General features: G+C 70.0%; 12 protein-coding genes. 5 read left to right on the top strand and 7 right to left on the bottom strand.

Features of this window, described 5'->3' with window-relative positions; translation table 11 throughout:
- Window positions 1-215: 215 nt before the first annotated feature.
- The 4 genes from A3CO_RS0109430 to A3CO_RS0109415 form a co-directional block, all read right to left on the bottom strand.
- Window positions 216-605 (bottom strand): hypothetical protein, encoded by a 390-nt coding sequence (locus tag A3CO_RS0109430; RefSeq protein ID WP_026204442.1) that lies wholly within the window; start codon window positions 603-605, stop codon window positions 216-218.
- A 308-nt stretch (window positions 606-913) separates the two neighbouring features.
- Entirely contained in the window at window positions 914-1,273 is a 360-nt protein-coding gene (locus A3CO_RS0109425; RefSeq protein WP_018331997.1) for a hypothetical protein, read from the bottom strand.
- On the bottom strand, window positions 1,270-2,736 hold the full coding sequence (locus A3CO_RS0109420) for a hypothetical protein (RefSeq protein WP_157647303.1): 1,467 nt from the start codon (window positions 2,734-2,736) through the stop codon (window positions 1,270-1,272). The genes A3CO_RS0109425 and A3CO_RS0109420 overlap by 4 nt, the downstream gene beginning before the upstream one ends.
- A 545-nt stretch (window positions 2,737-3,281) precedes the next feature.
- Window positions 3,282-3,755, bottom strand: a complete 474-nt coding sequence (locus A3CO_RS0109415; RefSeq protein WP_018331995.1) for a hypothetical protein — start codon at window positions 3,753-3,755, stop codon at window positions 3,282-3,284.
- A gap of 184 nt (window positions 3,756-3,939) precedes the next feature.
- Between A3CO_RS0109415 and A3CO_RS0109410 the strand changes: the two genes are divergently transcribed.
- The 4 genes from A3CO_RS0109410 to A3CO_RS0109395 all read left to right on the top strand — a co-directional run bounded on the left by A3CO_RS0109410 (window position 3,940) and on the right by A3CO_RS0109395 (window position 9,355).
- Window positions 3,940-4,410 carry a hypothetical protein gene (locus A3CO_RS0109410; RefSeq protein ID WP_018331994.1) on the top strand — a complete coding sequence of 157 codons (471 nt, stop codon included), beginning with the start codon at window positions 3,940-3,942 and terminating at the stop codon, window positions 4,408-4,410.
- Window positions 4,407-5,600 carry a sensor histidine kinase gene (locus A3CO_RS0109405; protein WP_018331993.1) on the top strand — a complete coding sequence of 398 codons (1,194 nt, stop codon included), beginning with the start codon at window positions 4,407-4,409 and terminating at the stop codon, window positions 5,598-5,600. Before A3CO_RS0109410 ends, A3CO_RS0109405 begins: the two co-directional genes overlap by 4 nt.
- Complete coding sequence (locus A3CO_RS0109400) at window positions 5,593-6,258, top strand: response regulator (RefSeq protein WP_018331992.1); 666 nt, start codon at window positions 5,593-5,595, stop codon at window positions 6,256-6,258. The genes A3CO_RS0109405 and A3CO_RS0109400 overlap by 8 nt, the downstream gene beginning before the upstream one ends.
- Before the next feature lie 340 nt (window positions 6,259-6,598).
- Entirely contained in the window at window positions 6,599-9,355 is a 2,757-nt protein-coding gene (locus A3CO_RS0109395) for a hypothetical protein (protein ID WP_157647300.1), read from the top strand.
- A 209-nt stretch (window positions 9,356-9,564) separates the two neighbouring features.
- Here A3CO_RS0109395 and A3CO_RS0109390 read toward each other — a convergent pair whose 3' ends face one another.
- From A3CO_RS0109390 to A3CO_RS37935, 3 genes are all read right to left on the bottom strand, one after another.
- Complete coding sequence (locus A3CO_RS0109390; protein WP_018331990.1) at window positions 9,565-10,623, bottom strand: IS110 family RNA-guided transposase; 1,059 nt, start codon at window positions 10,621-10,623, stop codon at window positions 9,565-9,567.
- Window positions 10,624-10,978: 355 nt separating this feature from the next.
- Complete coding sequence (locus A3CO_RS31125; RefSeq protein WP_018331989.1) at window positions 10,979-11,764, bottom strand: PIG-L deacetylase family protein; 786 nt, start codon at window positions 11,762-11,764, stop codon at window positions 10,979-10,981.
- Window positions 11,765-12,510: 746 nt separating this feature from the next.
- On the bottom strand, window positions 12,511-12,765 hold the full coding sequence (locus A3CO_RS37935) for a hypothetical protein (protein WP_157647297.1): 255 nt from the start codon (window positions 12,763-12,765) through the stop codon (window positions 12,511-12,513).
- 3 nt (window positions 12,766-12,768) lie between these two features.
- On the opposite strand from A3CO_RS37935, the gene A3CO_RS0109375 reads away from it, so the two are divergent.
- Window positions 12,769-13,512, top strand: a complete 744-nt coding sequence (locus tag A3CO_RS0109375; protein ID WP_157647294.1) for a WecB/TagA/CpsF family glycosyltransferase — start codon at window positions 12,769-12,771, stop codon at window positions 13,510-13,512.
- The last annotated feature ends 116 nt before the right edge of the window (window positions 13,513-13,628 follow it).

Raw genomic sequence — 13,628 nt, 5'->3', positions numbered from 1 at the left:
ACCTCCCCGATGGCCGATCGCGCCCGGCGACCGGAGTCGACACCCCCGTCGTCCTCGATCTCCACTGCGTTACGGCCTCGTGACCGGCTGCCCGCATTGCCGCGATGATCCGGTCCAGCCCCGGCGTCCTCACGGTCGACTCCCTGGCCACCATCATGCGGCGCTTCGTCGAGAGCCGCGGATTGGACCGACCGGTCGTCATACCAGTAGCGACATCAGCAGGCTGCCATCGTGGTGGAGCCTTTCTGCGACACACCAACTTTGCCCGTGGACGGATCCACCGGAAGCGTCAGCGTCCAGCAGATGCGACCGACCGGGAGGCTCGAAGGCGCGTCGGCCGGGTCCTGGGTACTGCGCATCGACACCGTGGCCAGGTCGTTGCCTCCGGGACCGGGGGTGATCGCCTCGATCACCACGTCGTCGTCCTGCGACGAGCGGTATCCGCTTTCCCAGCCGGTGCGAGTCTGGGTCTTCGCCGCCGCCGGTTGACTAGCGGCGAGCCAGGCGTCGTAGTCGTGGGCGTTGATCGCCGCGTAGTACGACGTCAGTGCCGTCTGCACCACCGCGGCATCGGGCTGCCCGGCCGCTGCGGCGCCGAGCGCCACAGAAGAGCTGTCTGCCGTGGAGGTTGGGGCGGGCAAGGGAAATGGCGGCGACGTCGAGGTCGGCTCGGCCGTGACCGAGGTCGATGGAGCAGGGCTCGGACCGAGCGTTGGGGACGGTCGGAGGACTACTGCGGCCCACGCGACGACGCCGGACAGACCCAACAACGCCACGATCGCGAGTGTGATCACCGCAGCCCGACGGCCGCCGGGTCCAGAACGCCCGACGTCAAGAAGCCTAGTCCCACAGCGCACGCAGAACGTCGAGTCGGTGGGAACGCGATCGAACCCGCAGGCGCTGCACGTACGCATCACATGCCCAGCGCGCCGAGGATCTCGTGGATCCCGTTCCCGATCTCGCTCAGGTCGGCACCGAACGCGACGGCGCCGGTGACGCCGAGTGCGGCCAGTGCGCCGCGGACCCGACGCCATCCGTGCTCGATCTCCGGTCCCGACGGGTCGGCGAGGGCGTTATTCAACGCGGCGACCTCCGTGCGGGCCTGCGCGCCCATCTCACCCTGCGCCTGGGTGAGCCCGTCGGTAAGAATCTCGAGTTCCGCCCGCATCCGTCGAATCGCGGGGGATTCGCCGCTGGTGGAAGTGGCGTGCGCGCCACGGCCCACCGCGACGGTGCTGTCCGAGATGTCGCCGATGCGGATGCGGTCGTTCATCGCTTGCCTCCGGGTGCGGGGGAGTGGTGGACGGGAGTGCGGCCCGTGGGCGCAGGCGACTCGTTCTGGGTGGCCTGCGCACCGGGTCCAGCCGCGACCGTCGAGTTCGCGATCGTGCCGATGTTGATGATGGTCCCGGTGATCTGGTCGAAGTCGGCGACCGAGAGCCGGTGGTCCTCGAGGTAGGTACGGACGGCTTCGAGGATGCTGCGGTCGAGCACGCTGACGTAGCGGCGGATGTCGACCCCGTGGAAGTAGGTCTCGGCGGGCGCGGCGGCGAGTTCGCGCATGCTGGGGCCGGCGCCGTACTTCTCGGCCACGAGTTCGCCGGGATCCACGCGGAGCGGTCGGAACTGGCCGACGAGCCGACGTAGCCGGGCCGGCAGGGAGGCCGGGAACTCGATGAGCTCGTCGAGCGCACGATCGAGTACCAGCCGACGGAGGTCCCGGCGGTGGTCGACGACGTGGTAAGCGCTGGCCACCGGAGGGAGCACGCACAGGGCCCACTCCAGGTAGAGCAGCCCGCCGTCAGCGCCGAGCGTGGTGTGGCAGGAGACCGTGAGGTCTCGTTCCCATCCCTCGACCTGGAAGAGCTGGTAGTACCGCGCCCACTCGCGAGGAGTCCCGATGTGCTCCTGCGCATCCTTGGAGGACATGCGCGAGACGGGGCGCTGGTCCGTGCGGGGCAGATAGGTGCGTGCGTCCTCGTCCGGCCAGGCGGCGACGAGTTCTTCGGCGCTGACCAGGATCTGCTCGTAGTGGCGCAGTTCCTCGAGCCGGTTTCGTGGGCTCAGGGTCGATGCCCGGACGAGGTTGCGGATGCGCCGGTAGATGCCGTGGTGGAGCTCGTACTCGGAGACGGAGACCGGCCGGTCGTCGTCGGGGTCCACGCGCTTGAGCGGGAAGACGGCGACTCGTCGGTCGTACAACACCCCCGAGCCGATGAAGGGCGACGTGCCACGGAAGACGGCGACCTCCGCCTCGTGGTCGCCGGGATCGCCACGTTCCGCGGCCCGGACCGAGGCGATCTGGTCTGCTGCGCCGGTGCGGCCCCACCGTCGCAGCGAGGACGTCATGTCCGCGCCGTCGTCGGGTTCGGTGCTGAACTCGGCCCGACGGAACTGGCGGCGCACCACGCGGTGCGCGACGAGTGCGTCCCCGACCAGGATCGCGGGGATCGCGAGCAGCGACACGACGGGCAACACGAGGATGAGGGCCGTGAGTACACCGGAGGGATCCGAGAGGCCCTCCAGGACGAGGGCGTCGACGGTCGTCGCCGCCACGACACCGCCCACCACGATGATCGCGGTGACGAGCACGAGCGCGATGCCGCTGCGCAAGCTGTGGTGTAGCGACGGGGGCTCCGTGGCAGACCGGAGTGTCGTCGACCCGGAGGGGTCGGGGCGCCCCATCGCCCGGTGGACACCGCCGACGATGAACCAGACCAGGAAGAGCGCTGCCATGGGGACGATCGCTACGAGCGCGGCGACGAGGAGGTAGGCGTCCCGCACCCGGTGCCGTGCATTGGCCGCGACCGCGTCCCCGAGGACAGCGGCGGCGTCGACCCCGGGGGCCCGCGCAATCGCCCGGGTGGGCTCGACGAGGTACTCCGCGAGGCACGCCTCGGCGAAGTCCGTGTGCAGGTGCGCTGCCGCGCACAGCAGCCGGGTCGTCTCCTGTCCACGCGCCTCCCGGCGTGGGGCGTGGCGAGGTCGAGGGACGCTGCTCGGAACGGCGGCAAGCGCATTCCCGCACCGACCGCAGAATTGCTCCGCGGCGTTGGCGGTGCGACCACACGAACACACGAGTTTTGATCGGGTTGTCGTCATGGTCTGCTCCTGCTCGCGCCTTCGTGGTCGGCAACGGAAATTCTCGGACATCTCAGCGAGGCGGACGTCGGCTGGCCGAGTGATCTCGGTTGGTATCCAGCCCAGTCGGACGCCGGAATCGTTCCGTTCGTCCGTGACGACCGGCGGCCACCGAAGAACGGCAGCCGCCGATCGTGGGACTAGACGACGAGTTCGGGAACGCCCGCGACTTCACCCTGGGTGTTGCTCCCCTTACCGGCGAGGGCGCCGCCCGAGAAGATGGAAAGGATCTCGATGACCGTCTCCACGACCTTCAGGGCCTCAGCGACGTCTCCCAGGATCGTGTCGAAGAGGTTGTCGACGGTGGCGGTCTCGGTGACCACGACACGGACGGTGCCAGCGGGTGCCTTGTCGGTGATGGTCGCCGAAGCGTGTGCGGCCCCGATGATCGGGGCCTGCGAGCAGTGGCCGGTCCACTGCTGGCTCTGGCCGAGCTTGTTGCCGTCCTTGTCGGCGTAGGTGAGCGTGAGGGCGGCCGTGAAGCCCACGATCTTGTGGGTGCACGTGAGGAACACGTGGCACACGACCTGGAGGTCGTCGCCGACCTCGGCGTCGGCGACGATGAAGTGGTCGCCGTCCGGGTTGTAGCGCGCGTTCGCGACGGTGATGCTCATGATCTCGTTCCCCTTCGTCGTCGGTTCCCCGGTAGCGGGAACCGCTGCTGATGAGCGTGGCGGTCCCCGGTCACGTCCGGCAGTGAGCTATTTCTCGTAGGTCTTGTCGTCCTCGGGATGACGTCCGAAGGTACGACCTGTCGGAGCAGTGACACCGGGTGCTCGGTCGCTGCACGATTCCTGGATGACCTCTAACAGGCCGGTGACCGTATCCCGGAATGGCGACGGCTCGGAGCCGCTCGACGACACAGCGTTACTCGTCGGCCCCGCCGTGGCAATTCTAAGTGCAGATGTCGGAATCGAGCTGCTCGCCGAACTCGGCCTCGAGGATCTCGACCCGGTACGGCCCGCCGTCTTGGTGATCGAGGCACCCGCTCTCTATGTGGCGGTGCCGGTGCGGTCGGGCACCAGCCCGACCCGGCCGGCCTTGCACGTGGCGTGGGTCCCGGACCGGCGGCCCCTGCTGGCCGCAGAGCTCGAGACTCCGCTCGCGCCCGCGGAGCAGAAGGAGGCCGGCACCGTCGACGAGCACCCGCTCCTGGACGAGCTCACGGTCCGCCCGGCCTTCATTCCCGGTCACCCGCTGCCCGGCCCGCCGCCCGAGTCGGTGCCGTGCAGCATCTTTCCCTTCTTCTCCTGGTGTCAGTCCGCATGAGAACGCCGCTGCGGGCGGTGTCGGCGACCGCAGCCCGCTACGGAGTCGTCGTCCTGGCGGTCGCGATCGACCTGCTCGTGTGGAACGGGGAGCGGGTGACGCGTGCTGGGGCAGTGGTTCCCTGGTGGCTCGTGCCAGCGGTGACGGCGGCCTGTTACGCACCGTTGCTGTGGCGCTTCCGGTGGCCGCTGGGGTCGGCCGCGCCGGTCTGGCTCGTCTCGTGCGGAAGCCTCATGATCCCGCAGTGGCAACCGTTCACCGGCCTGCTCGTGGCCCTCCATGCCGTAGCGTCCACGCGCCCGCTGCCGGTCAGCGCGCTCTCGGCCTTCGCCGCCCTGGCGCCCTTCGGCCTAGACAGCTACGACTCGGCATCCTTCCACTCGCATGTCGACCGACTTGTGCCGTTCCTGGTGTTCGCGACCTTCTGGGTGGTCATGACCGCGACCGCCTGGGGGTTCGGTCGCTGGAGTCACCTGGCGGGGGAGCGTAGTGCCGCGGAGGCGGCCGCCGCGGTCCGCGCCGACCGTCTCGAGGTGGCCAGGGACCTGCACGACCGGGTCGCGAACCGCCTCACGGCGATGATGGCGTTCGCCGCGGTGGCCGCCCGGGAGCAGGAGGCCGACACCGCAAGCGGTCCGCTCGCCGCGATCGAGACCGCAGGCAGGCGGGCCATGGTGGAGATGGCGGACCTGCTGTACGCCCTGCGGGAAGTCGGCAGTCCCGACGGTGGGTCCCGGCCCACCTCGGGCGAGGGGCTCACGGAGGTCGTCGCCGCCGTCCAGGCCGAGCGGGGACTCCAGGTCGACCTCGTGATGCATGGACCTGGCGGGGCGGCCGATGACGCGACCGCCCGGGTGGTGCGTCGGGTGGTGGAGGAGGCGTTGGTGAACGCCGCCAAACATGGCGACCGGGATCGGCCGGTGCAGGTCCAGGTGGAGCAGTCACCGCAGTGCGTTGCCGTCGAGGTGCGAAACGTCGTGTCGACTTCCGGTTGCGGGGGTGCTGCGCCTACGTCCTTCGGGTGGGGCCTGATTGGGCTCGGCGAACGCGTGGAGGTGCTTGGCGGCAGCCTCGTGGCGCAGCACGAAGGCGACACCTTCGTCCTGCGGGTCGACCTCCCCGCCGACCGTCCGCGCGATCCGCCCGATCCAGCCATCGATCTGGCGCTCCGTTCTCCCGCCGATGCCTGAGCTCGCGATGGTGGTCGCTGACGACGATCCGCTCTCGCGCACCGCGGCAGTTTCTCTGCTCGAGGCCGACGATCGGATCCGCGTCGTGGGCGAGGCCGCGACCGGAACGGCGGCGGTCGAGCTCGCCACGGATTTGCGTCCAGACGTGCTGCTGGTGGACATTCGCATGCCCGAGCTCGACGGCGTCGAGGCCACGCGCCGGGTCGTCGAGGGGACCTCTGGCGACGACCGGCCTCCGGTGCGGGTGCTCGTGCTCACGGCGTTCCAGGACGAGACGACGATCCGGTCGCTGGCCGCGGGAGCGAGCGGTTTTCTGCTCAAGCAGTCCTACCGCGATCTGGTGCCCGCGGTGGTGGCCGTCGCGGGCGGCGAGGCGTGGATCGACCCGGCCGTGGCCCCAGCCATTCTGGCGGAGCTGCGCGCGCACGGTCGCGGGAGGCGAGCCCACCGGGACGTCCGCGACCGTCTCAGTCCCCGAGAGCGGGAGGTTGCACAGCTGATGGTCGACGGTCTCTACAACGAGGAGATCGCCCGCGAACTCTCCGTAGCCCTGCCGACCGTCAAGACGCACATCACCCGCATCCGGACGAAGACCGGCTCCCGGAATCGCGTCGAGGCCGTGGTGGCGGTGCTCCGCGCTGGCCTGGCTCGGATGTGATCCGGGCTCCGCCGCGTTGTCGTGGTGGACAGAGCCCAGCCGCGGTCGAGCGCCCATGGGCGCTGGTCCGAGGCCGCACCCGGCGCGGCCGGTAGGACCAGCTCATCGAGCTCAGTTCGGGCCCAGCGAGCCCCCGACCGGATTGGCCGCGAGCCCCGTTCGGCCCCGGTCTCGTCCTCCGTTCGGACCTTCCTCGCACCCGGAACTCCGGTGAGAATCACCGGGTTCGGGGGGACAGGGGGCAACTGTGGCCGGCAGGCGCGAGAACGCGCACAGTGATCCGGCGGACGTCCCGCCGCCGAGGTGGGGTCGGTGGCTCGGGGTCGCGATCGCGGTGCCCGTGGCCGCCGTGGTCGCCTGTTGGGCGATCATCTGCTGGGTTCCAGGCCTGGGCGGCGACGGCGCGACGGCCGCGATCCTGCGCCCGGGGCTGGCCGTGGTGGCGCTCGTGGCCGTCGCGCTGACGACGACGGCCACCATCCGTCGGACGAGGATCGAGTTGCTCGCGGCGGGGCCCGGACCGATCGCAGTGCTCCCGATCGTCGATCGCACCGGGGCACTTCGGGCGCCCGCGAGCGAGTCGACCCTCACCCCGCTCGCCCGGCAGATGACGCACGAGTTTCAACGCAGCCTCTCGAATACGAGGCTGTACCGGTCGACCGCGCTTCCCACTCCGGGGAGCTCGACAGAATTCCTCGACATCGTCGCGCAGGCGGGGGAGTCGGCGTCCGTGCCGTGGGCTCCGGTCGTCCGGCTGCTCCGTCTCCTCGCGCCGATGTCGGCGTTCCGGGTGCGGTGCGAGCTGTTCGAGAAGTCGGACGATCCCGCCGACCTGCCGAATTCACGCCGCGAGGACGGGCGGGAGCGCTCACGACAGCGGGACAAGGTCGTGCACGTGGAACTCGTCCGGCTGCCGTCGGCGGCGGTTGCTCCGGCGATCATCCATGAGGAGACCTGGGAGGAGGCGATCGAGCACGCCGCCCACTGGGTGGCGGCCGCGATCCTGCCCCAGACCAGGCTGTGCCGGACGCCGCCGTGGACGCCGTGGCGAGGACGCCGGATCCCCCGGGACCTGTTCCACCTCGTGCAGCGCTTCGAGGCCGAGCGCACCGCGAGGCGCTTCGACGAGGCCCTGGCGACCCTGCGGCGCGCTCGGGCTCTGGATCCTGGCAACCTCGCCCTGCGCCTGGAGCTCGGCAAGCTCCAGGAGACGATGGACATGCACCTGGACGCGCTGCTCACCTACGACGACATCATCAGCCGGGCGTCGCGTACGAGCCGCAGGCTGTCGCGGTGGTGGAATGCGCGCCCCGGCGATCACGCGGTTCCCTGGAGTGACCGGACCGGCGCGCCGGCTCTGCGCCAAGGCCACCCTGTGGTGCAGGTGGCGCGCTACCGCCACGCCGTCCTGCTCGGCCTCGGGGACAAGCTGGCCGCCCAGTGGTGGCACCGGGACCTCGGGTGTCCCCGCCACCGGGGTGCGCGGGAGCTGCGCCGCGAGTACCTCCGCCGAATTCTCTCCGACCGCTTCACGAGCCGGTACGCCGAGATCGGTGCCGAGCTCGTGAAGGGCGCGGGCATCGCTCCACTCGACGACATCCTGAGCGACCGTCGAACAGACCTTCCCGAGGAGCAGCGCCGCGCCTCGGAGAAGGACGCACGGATCTTCTTCACGACGACGGGTGCGGTCGAGTTGGAGCGGCTCGTCGCGGAGCGGCGGGCCCGCCCGTGGCGTCGGCTTCTCCGTCGCTACCGGGAACTACTGCCCCGCCGGTCGCTGGAGCTCGCCCTGTTGTCCGCCTACCTCCGCCGCGTGATGGCCATGGTGCACGCCGAGCGTCGCGATAAGACGCCGCCGCCGACCGCGCCTCCGCGGCGGGTGCTGCGGGTGCCGTCGTGGCAGGAGGAGTCCCGCGGGCTTGCTACGGGTGGCGAGTGGCCTCCGGCGGTCGCAGGCGTGCAGGCGCTGGTCGCGTCGATCGTTCTCCCGTCCGCCGGCGCTCTGAGCTCCTGGCACGAGCACTACAACGCGGCATGCGTGTTCGCGCTGCTGCTGTTTCCGCCTGACATCTTCAAGGCGGCCGAGCGACGTCCGGGCGATCGTCCCGGCGATAACCCCGCCGCGCGACTCGCAATCGACGAGCTCGGCAAGGCCGTCGAGTGCTGGGACAGCGGCTATCTGGCCTCGCAGCGGACGTGGCTGCTGACCGAGGACCCCGATCTCGACCAGCTCCGCCGGTTCCGCGTGTTCCGCGACTTCGAGGCCCGGACCTTCGGGTCGGTCGGACGGGCCTACCAACGCGGCCCACGCCTCGGCATCTGGCAGCAGGCCAAGCACGTGGACGAGCTGATCGCCGATTCCGGCGAGCGGATGGCCGAGCTATGGACCGGTCGCGCAGTTTCCGTCCGAACACGGCCGCCGAGCCCTGCGGCAGTTCGGCAATGGGTGGAGGACGAGCGCGAGGGTTGGAGGCTCGCCGGAATCCTGGCGGTCGACCACCGGGACTGGGCGACCAGGCACTCGATCGCCCGCACGATCAGCGAGTGGTCGGAGACGACGGCCATCGATCTCGAGCGCAAGCCGCATCCGCTCTACTCCGAGGACGTCCTTGCCCGTCAGCTGTCGAGCATGATGGGGCTGACCGTGGTGCGCGCCCTGTCGCCCGACGCCGGACCCGCAACCACCATCGCAAAGAAGCTCAAGGCCGCGATGATCCACGGAGACCGGCGCCTGCAGCAGCTCGGTGAGATCGTTCGCGCCGGAGGCGCCGGTCTCGACCACCTGTGCTGCGAGCGAGCGCGTCCCCCGGCGCTCCAACTCGAGTGGACGAGGCTGATCAAGGCCGTCGATGGAGGCGCGCTCGTCACTCCGGACCTCGTGCTGTGGTGCGAGAAGAGTTCGGCGCGCTGGGCAGCATTGTCGGCATGGTTCGACGACCACGCCCTCGGCCAGGGGACCGTGGTGGCTCGGCGCAGATCGTTCGCGGCCGAGATGAAGCCCGTAGCCGTCGGATCGCGGCCGGCTCCCAAGACGCCCTCACCGCGCCATGCAGACGTGTCCGAGAGCTGGATGACGACCGAGCCTGGGATCGGCTGATAGCGATCGTGACGCCACCAGCCGCGGTCCCTTCTTCGATACGCTCCCCGCCACGCGCATTGCCTTGACCGTCAGCGACATCGACCACGACGTGGTCGAGATCAACGGTCACCAGAAACGAGACTGGCGGGAACTACACGCCGCGACTGGCGACCTCACCGGGCGGTACTGGGTCGACGACGCCGGATTGACCAGCAGAGGGGACGCTCCTATGACGCGTCAAGGGGCTGGGTCGGTGTTGATTCGAGCTGGCGGTAGAGCTGGCGGGTGACGTAGCGGCTGAGACAGCGGCGGATCTCGCGGTCGGTCTTGCCTTGGGCTCGTCGTCGTTCGGCGTAGGCGCGGGTGGCGGGGTCGAGCCGGAGCCGGGTGATCACGATGGTGTAGATCGCGCGGTTGAGTTGGCGGTCGCCGGAGCGGTTGAGTCGGTGGCGTGTCGTCATGCCGGAGGAGGCGGGAATGGGGGCGGTGCCGGCGAGCATCGCGAACGCGGCGTCGTCGCGGCAGCGCCCGGTGTGTGACCAGGCGGCGAGCACGGTCGCGGCGACGATCGGGCCGACCCCGGTCAGCGCGAGCAGGTCCGGTCGCCAGGCCGACACGATTTTCTTGATCGCCTTCTCGTGCCCGGCGGCTTCGTCGTCGAGGGTCTGGACGCGGCGGGCGATGGCCTTGAGCGTGGTCATCGCGGTGTGGACGTGCACCTCGGCGGCGTAGTAGGCAGGGCGCAGTTTGAGTGCTGCGGCGAGCATCGCGCGGGTCGACAGCCCCCAGAACCGAGCCCGCACCTGCTCGGGGGCGGTCACGATCATCGCCTGGAGCTGGCTCTGCCCATCGACCGACGCGGCGACCGCTGCCCGCCTGGCGGTCAGCAGGACCTGCAGCGCCGCCCGTTCCGGCCCGGTGCGGGGTTGGCCGAGGTGGACCCGGGCGAGCGCGTCGCGGGCCGCGCGAGCGGCGTCGATCGGGTCGGACTTCGCGCCCGCCTTGCGCGTGGGGCGAGCGGGCCGGTCGAGCTCGACGACCAACTCCTCGCGCTCAGCGAGGTGAGCGGCCAGCCCGGCGCCGTAGCCACCGGAGCCTTCCATCGCCCACGCCCGCAGCGGGCTGTGCTGCCCGGCGAGCTCCAGGAGCTGCTGGTAGCCCTCGAGGTCGGTGGCCACGGTCAGCTGCGCGAGGACCGCGCCGGTCGCGGCGGTGACGACCGCGGCGGTGTGGGTGTGTTTGTGGGTGTCGACGCCGATGACGACCTCGACCTGCTCTGCGAGCATGGACAACCGCGTGCTCCTCTACCGGGGACGGACGTGGCTCCGGTCCGGTGCGGGAGATCGGCAGGACTGTGACGGGACACGCCAGCTGCTACCTGGCGGTCAAGCTCCTGATCAAGCCAGCTACTCCCGGCCGGGCCGGCGTCGAGGACAGCGGACGGACAAGTCCCACGCCAAGGCACAGGGCCAGTCAGAATTCGGGTCACGCCCGCCGTCTCGCCGCCAGCCCATCACGGCCGCTCGGGACCGGCTCCAGCAGTCTCACAGTCAGGATTCAGGCGTCGTCAGCAGAGTCCACCGTTCCGACCGTTGAGCACCTCGGACGCACCTTCGACGAGTCCTGGTGAAGCGGGCGATATCACCGGACGCCGCGGGCGTGGTGGTCGCCGGGGCCTGTGACCACGAGGTGTGCAGCAGCCTCGGTCAGCCAGTAGGTCTCAGGGAGTCGCGGGATCGACCCGGCCGGGAACAGCCCGTCGAACTGGCTTCGATAACAGCTCACGGCCTCGACCTTGCGCCAGGAGGGCCCGTCGTAGCACCAACTTCGCAAACGTTGGTGTCGGAGGAATTCCGCGTCCGGACGGTGCGTGAGGTTGTAGGGGAAGTCCGAGTAGTAGACCACGGGCGCGGCGAGATTCAGCCCGAGGTCACGGACCAGCCGGTGATCCGGGTGCCCCCCGATGGCCAGGGGCAGGAACACGATGTCGGCGTTCTCCACGTGGGGCTCGAGAGCAGATGCAAGGGCGACCCGAACGTCCCGATCCCCGGCACACAGGCGACCGCGTGCGATGTCGAACCGCACAGTCGGATACCGGTGCACGAGCTCGGGCAAGCAGGCGGCCGCCCGGCCGAGGCCCCGTGGCACCACACGGCGGCGGAACGGCGCGTCGGCGAACCCCAGATGGTTCGGCTGCGCGCCGAGGTGGCGGACGGCGCGCTCGTCCTCGGTTCGACGGTCTCGGTAGTACGCGTGGGCGTCCCGATAGCCCGCGGAAGCCAGTATCCGGCGCGCTGCTCGTGTGTGAGGAGCGGCTCCGCCGGAGCTGAAGGCGCTCACGACGGAGACCTCGCAGCGGTCGGCGAGCTCTCCGATCAAGGAGCCGCAGGAGAGCACGACGTCGTCGAGGTGCGGGGATAGCAGCACGAGTCGAGCGCGGCCTTCGACAGCATCGTGCAGCGGCCCGAAGCAAGTTTCCATGATCCCCCCGGATCGACGTGCTCAGGTCGCGGAAGCGGCACATGTCCGCGCGCCGGGTCCCGCCGACGATCGGCGAAGGCACACGCGAATTTCGGCGCGCCGGTCCGCTTCGTCCCCCACATTGCACGCGAACCGTATCGCTGGATCGAGTAAGGGCAAGGGGCGACCCAGTTCTGTTACACGCCCGCCTGCGTCCGGTACGCGGAACGTCGTTGCGTCAGCGGCATCTCGCGGTGAGTGATCAAGGTTGGCCGGACCGTTAGCTTGAATGAGCTAATGGTCAAGAGGGCCTCAGACATATCGATGTCGGTCCTCGAGGTGGGGGAGCGACGGGTCGAACACGGACGGTTTTCGTCCGAACAATGACGAACCTCGAACGAGTGGTGATACGCGACACTGCATCATAAGTCGTACGGCGTGTTGCGACGACACGCCGAAGACGAAGGCGAGACGTGCTAACAGAAAGCTCTCCCTGACACGATGGAGTCCATGTCGGCGTCGCTAGGTTGGGACGCTGTTGCTGGGGGTTGTCGGGACGGCGGGGAGGCCGTTCCGGCAGGCAGGCGTCACGTTTTGTCACGGCCGGGGGGAGCGCGAACGTGTGTATTGAATGCTGGGTCGGATTCATCAGTCGAGGTGCGTACAGCGCCCAGTCGACGCCGACCGGACGCGGGGTCTGATCCGCGATGGTGTCATCGTTGGGAGCACCCGCTGAGATCGCGATCGTCGATCCACTCGACACCGTGCCTTTCGTTGCGGCCCCGCGGCTGCCGGAGCCTTTCGAGAACAGGCATCCGGCTCCGGCCGTCGCCGAGAACCTTCGGCATCACCTGTTCGACGTCGACCTCGACGTCTTCGCGTCCGTTCGGCATGCAGCGGAATCGATCCTGAGCCGAGCGCGTCGACGGCCCGCCGGCACGGCCGTCTTCACCTGCAACGTCGACCACCTGATGTTGATGAAGAAGGACGCCCGGTTCGCCGCGGCGTACTCGCGCGCCGAGGTGCGGACGATCGACGGTGCTCCGCTCGCGCTGCTGTCCCGCATCACGGGGACGAGGAGCGCGAGGCGGGTGACCGGCGTCGACCTCACCTCCGACCTCATCGACCTCGCCGCGGAGCAGGGTCTCCGGGTGGCGCTGGTCGGGGGTGCAGATGGCCGGGTGGAGGAGGCGGCCCGGCGCCTGGCCGTATCGCACCCCAGGCTCGGTCGGGTGTTCACCGCCAGCCCGGCCATGGGTTTCTCGATCGGGGACGACGATGACCGACAGCTCGTGAGCGATCTCGCGGAGTTCCGGCCGGACATCGTCATCGTCTGTCTCGGCGCGCCCCGTCAGGAGATGTGGATCGACGAGCACAAGCACCGTTTTCCGGGCTGCGTGCTCGTCGGTGCCGGCGGCACGATCGACTTCCTCTCCGGAGCCGCAGCGCGCGCCCCGAAGATCTGTCAGCGGTCGGGCACCGAGGCCCTCTGGCGGCTGTCCACGGAGTTCCCGCGCCTGTGGCGTCGCTACCTCGTGCGCGACATCGGCTTCCTCGCACAGTTCCCGGTGGTCGTGGGCGGTTACGCGGCTGCCCGCGTCGGCGTCGCGCCCTCCGTGCGGGCACACCCGTCGGGCTCGGCGGGCGGGCGGTCCGAGGGCGCGACCCGCAGGTGCGGGGTCTGCGTCGTCCCGTCGGACGATCGCGCTTGCTGAGCCGACCGAGCCCCCGCCCGACCCCGGGCGGCCGCCTCCTGTGCCACCATGTCGCCCGGCGGAGCCGATGCCGAGGGGGGCAGCGGTCGGGCGCCTGGTCTGGCCCGGCACCGTGG

It is taken from the genome of Actinomycetospora chiangmaiensis DSM 45062 (assembly GCF_000379625.1).
GTDB lineage: Bacteria > Actinomycetota > Actinomycetes > Mycobacteriales > Pseudonocardiaceae > Actinomycetospora > Actinomycetospora chiangmaiensis.
The sequence above is the reverse complement of the archived record's forward strand: the minus strand, read 5'-3'. Positions and strand labels throughout refer to the sequence as shown.

Bases quoted from the DNA above. Each gene is read 5' to 3' on its own strand.
- A3CO_RS0109410 (WP_018331994.1), top strand. From the start codon at position 3,940: ATGACCTCTAACAGGCCGGTGACCGTATCCCGGAATGGCGACGGCTCG.
- A3CO_RS0109390 (WP_018331990.1), bottom strand. From the start codon at position 10,623: ATGCTCGCAGAGCAGGTCGAGGTCGTCATCGGCGTCGACACCCACAAA.
- A3CO_RS0109420 (WP_157647303.1), bottom strand. From the start codon at position 2,736: ATGGCAGCGCTCTTCCTGGTCTGGTTCATCGTCGGCGGTGTCCACCGG.
- A3CO_RS0109400 (WP_018331992.1), top strand. From the start codon at position 5,593: ATGCCTGAGCTCGCGATGGTGGTCGCTGACGACGATCCGCTCTCGCGC.
- A3CO_RS0109415 (WP_018331995.1), bottom strand. From the start codon at position 3,755: ATGAGCATCACCGTCGCGAACGCGCGCTACAACCCGGACGGCGACCAC.
- A3CO_RS0109425 (WP_018331997.1), bottom strand. From the start codon at position 1,273: ATGAACGACCGCATCCGCATCGGCGACATCTCGGACAGCACCGTCGCG.
- A3CO_RS0109375 (WP_157647294.1), top strand. From the start codon at position 12,769: ATGTTGATGAAGAAGGACGCCCGGTTCGCCGCGGCGTACTCGCGCGCC.
- A3CO_RS0109405 (WP_018331993.1), top strand. From the start codon at position 4,407: ATGAGAACGCCGCTGCGGGCGGTGTCGGCGACCGCAGCCCGCTACGGA.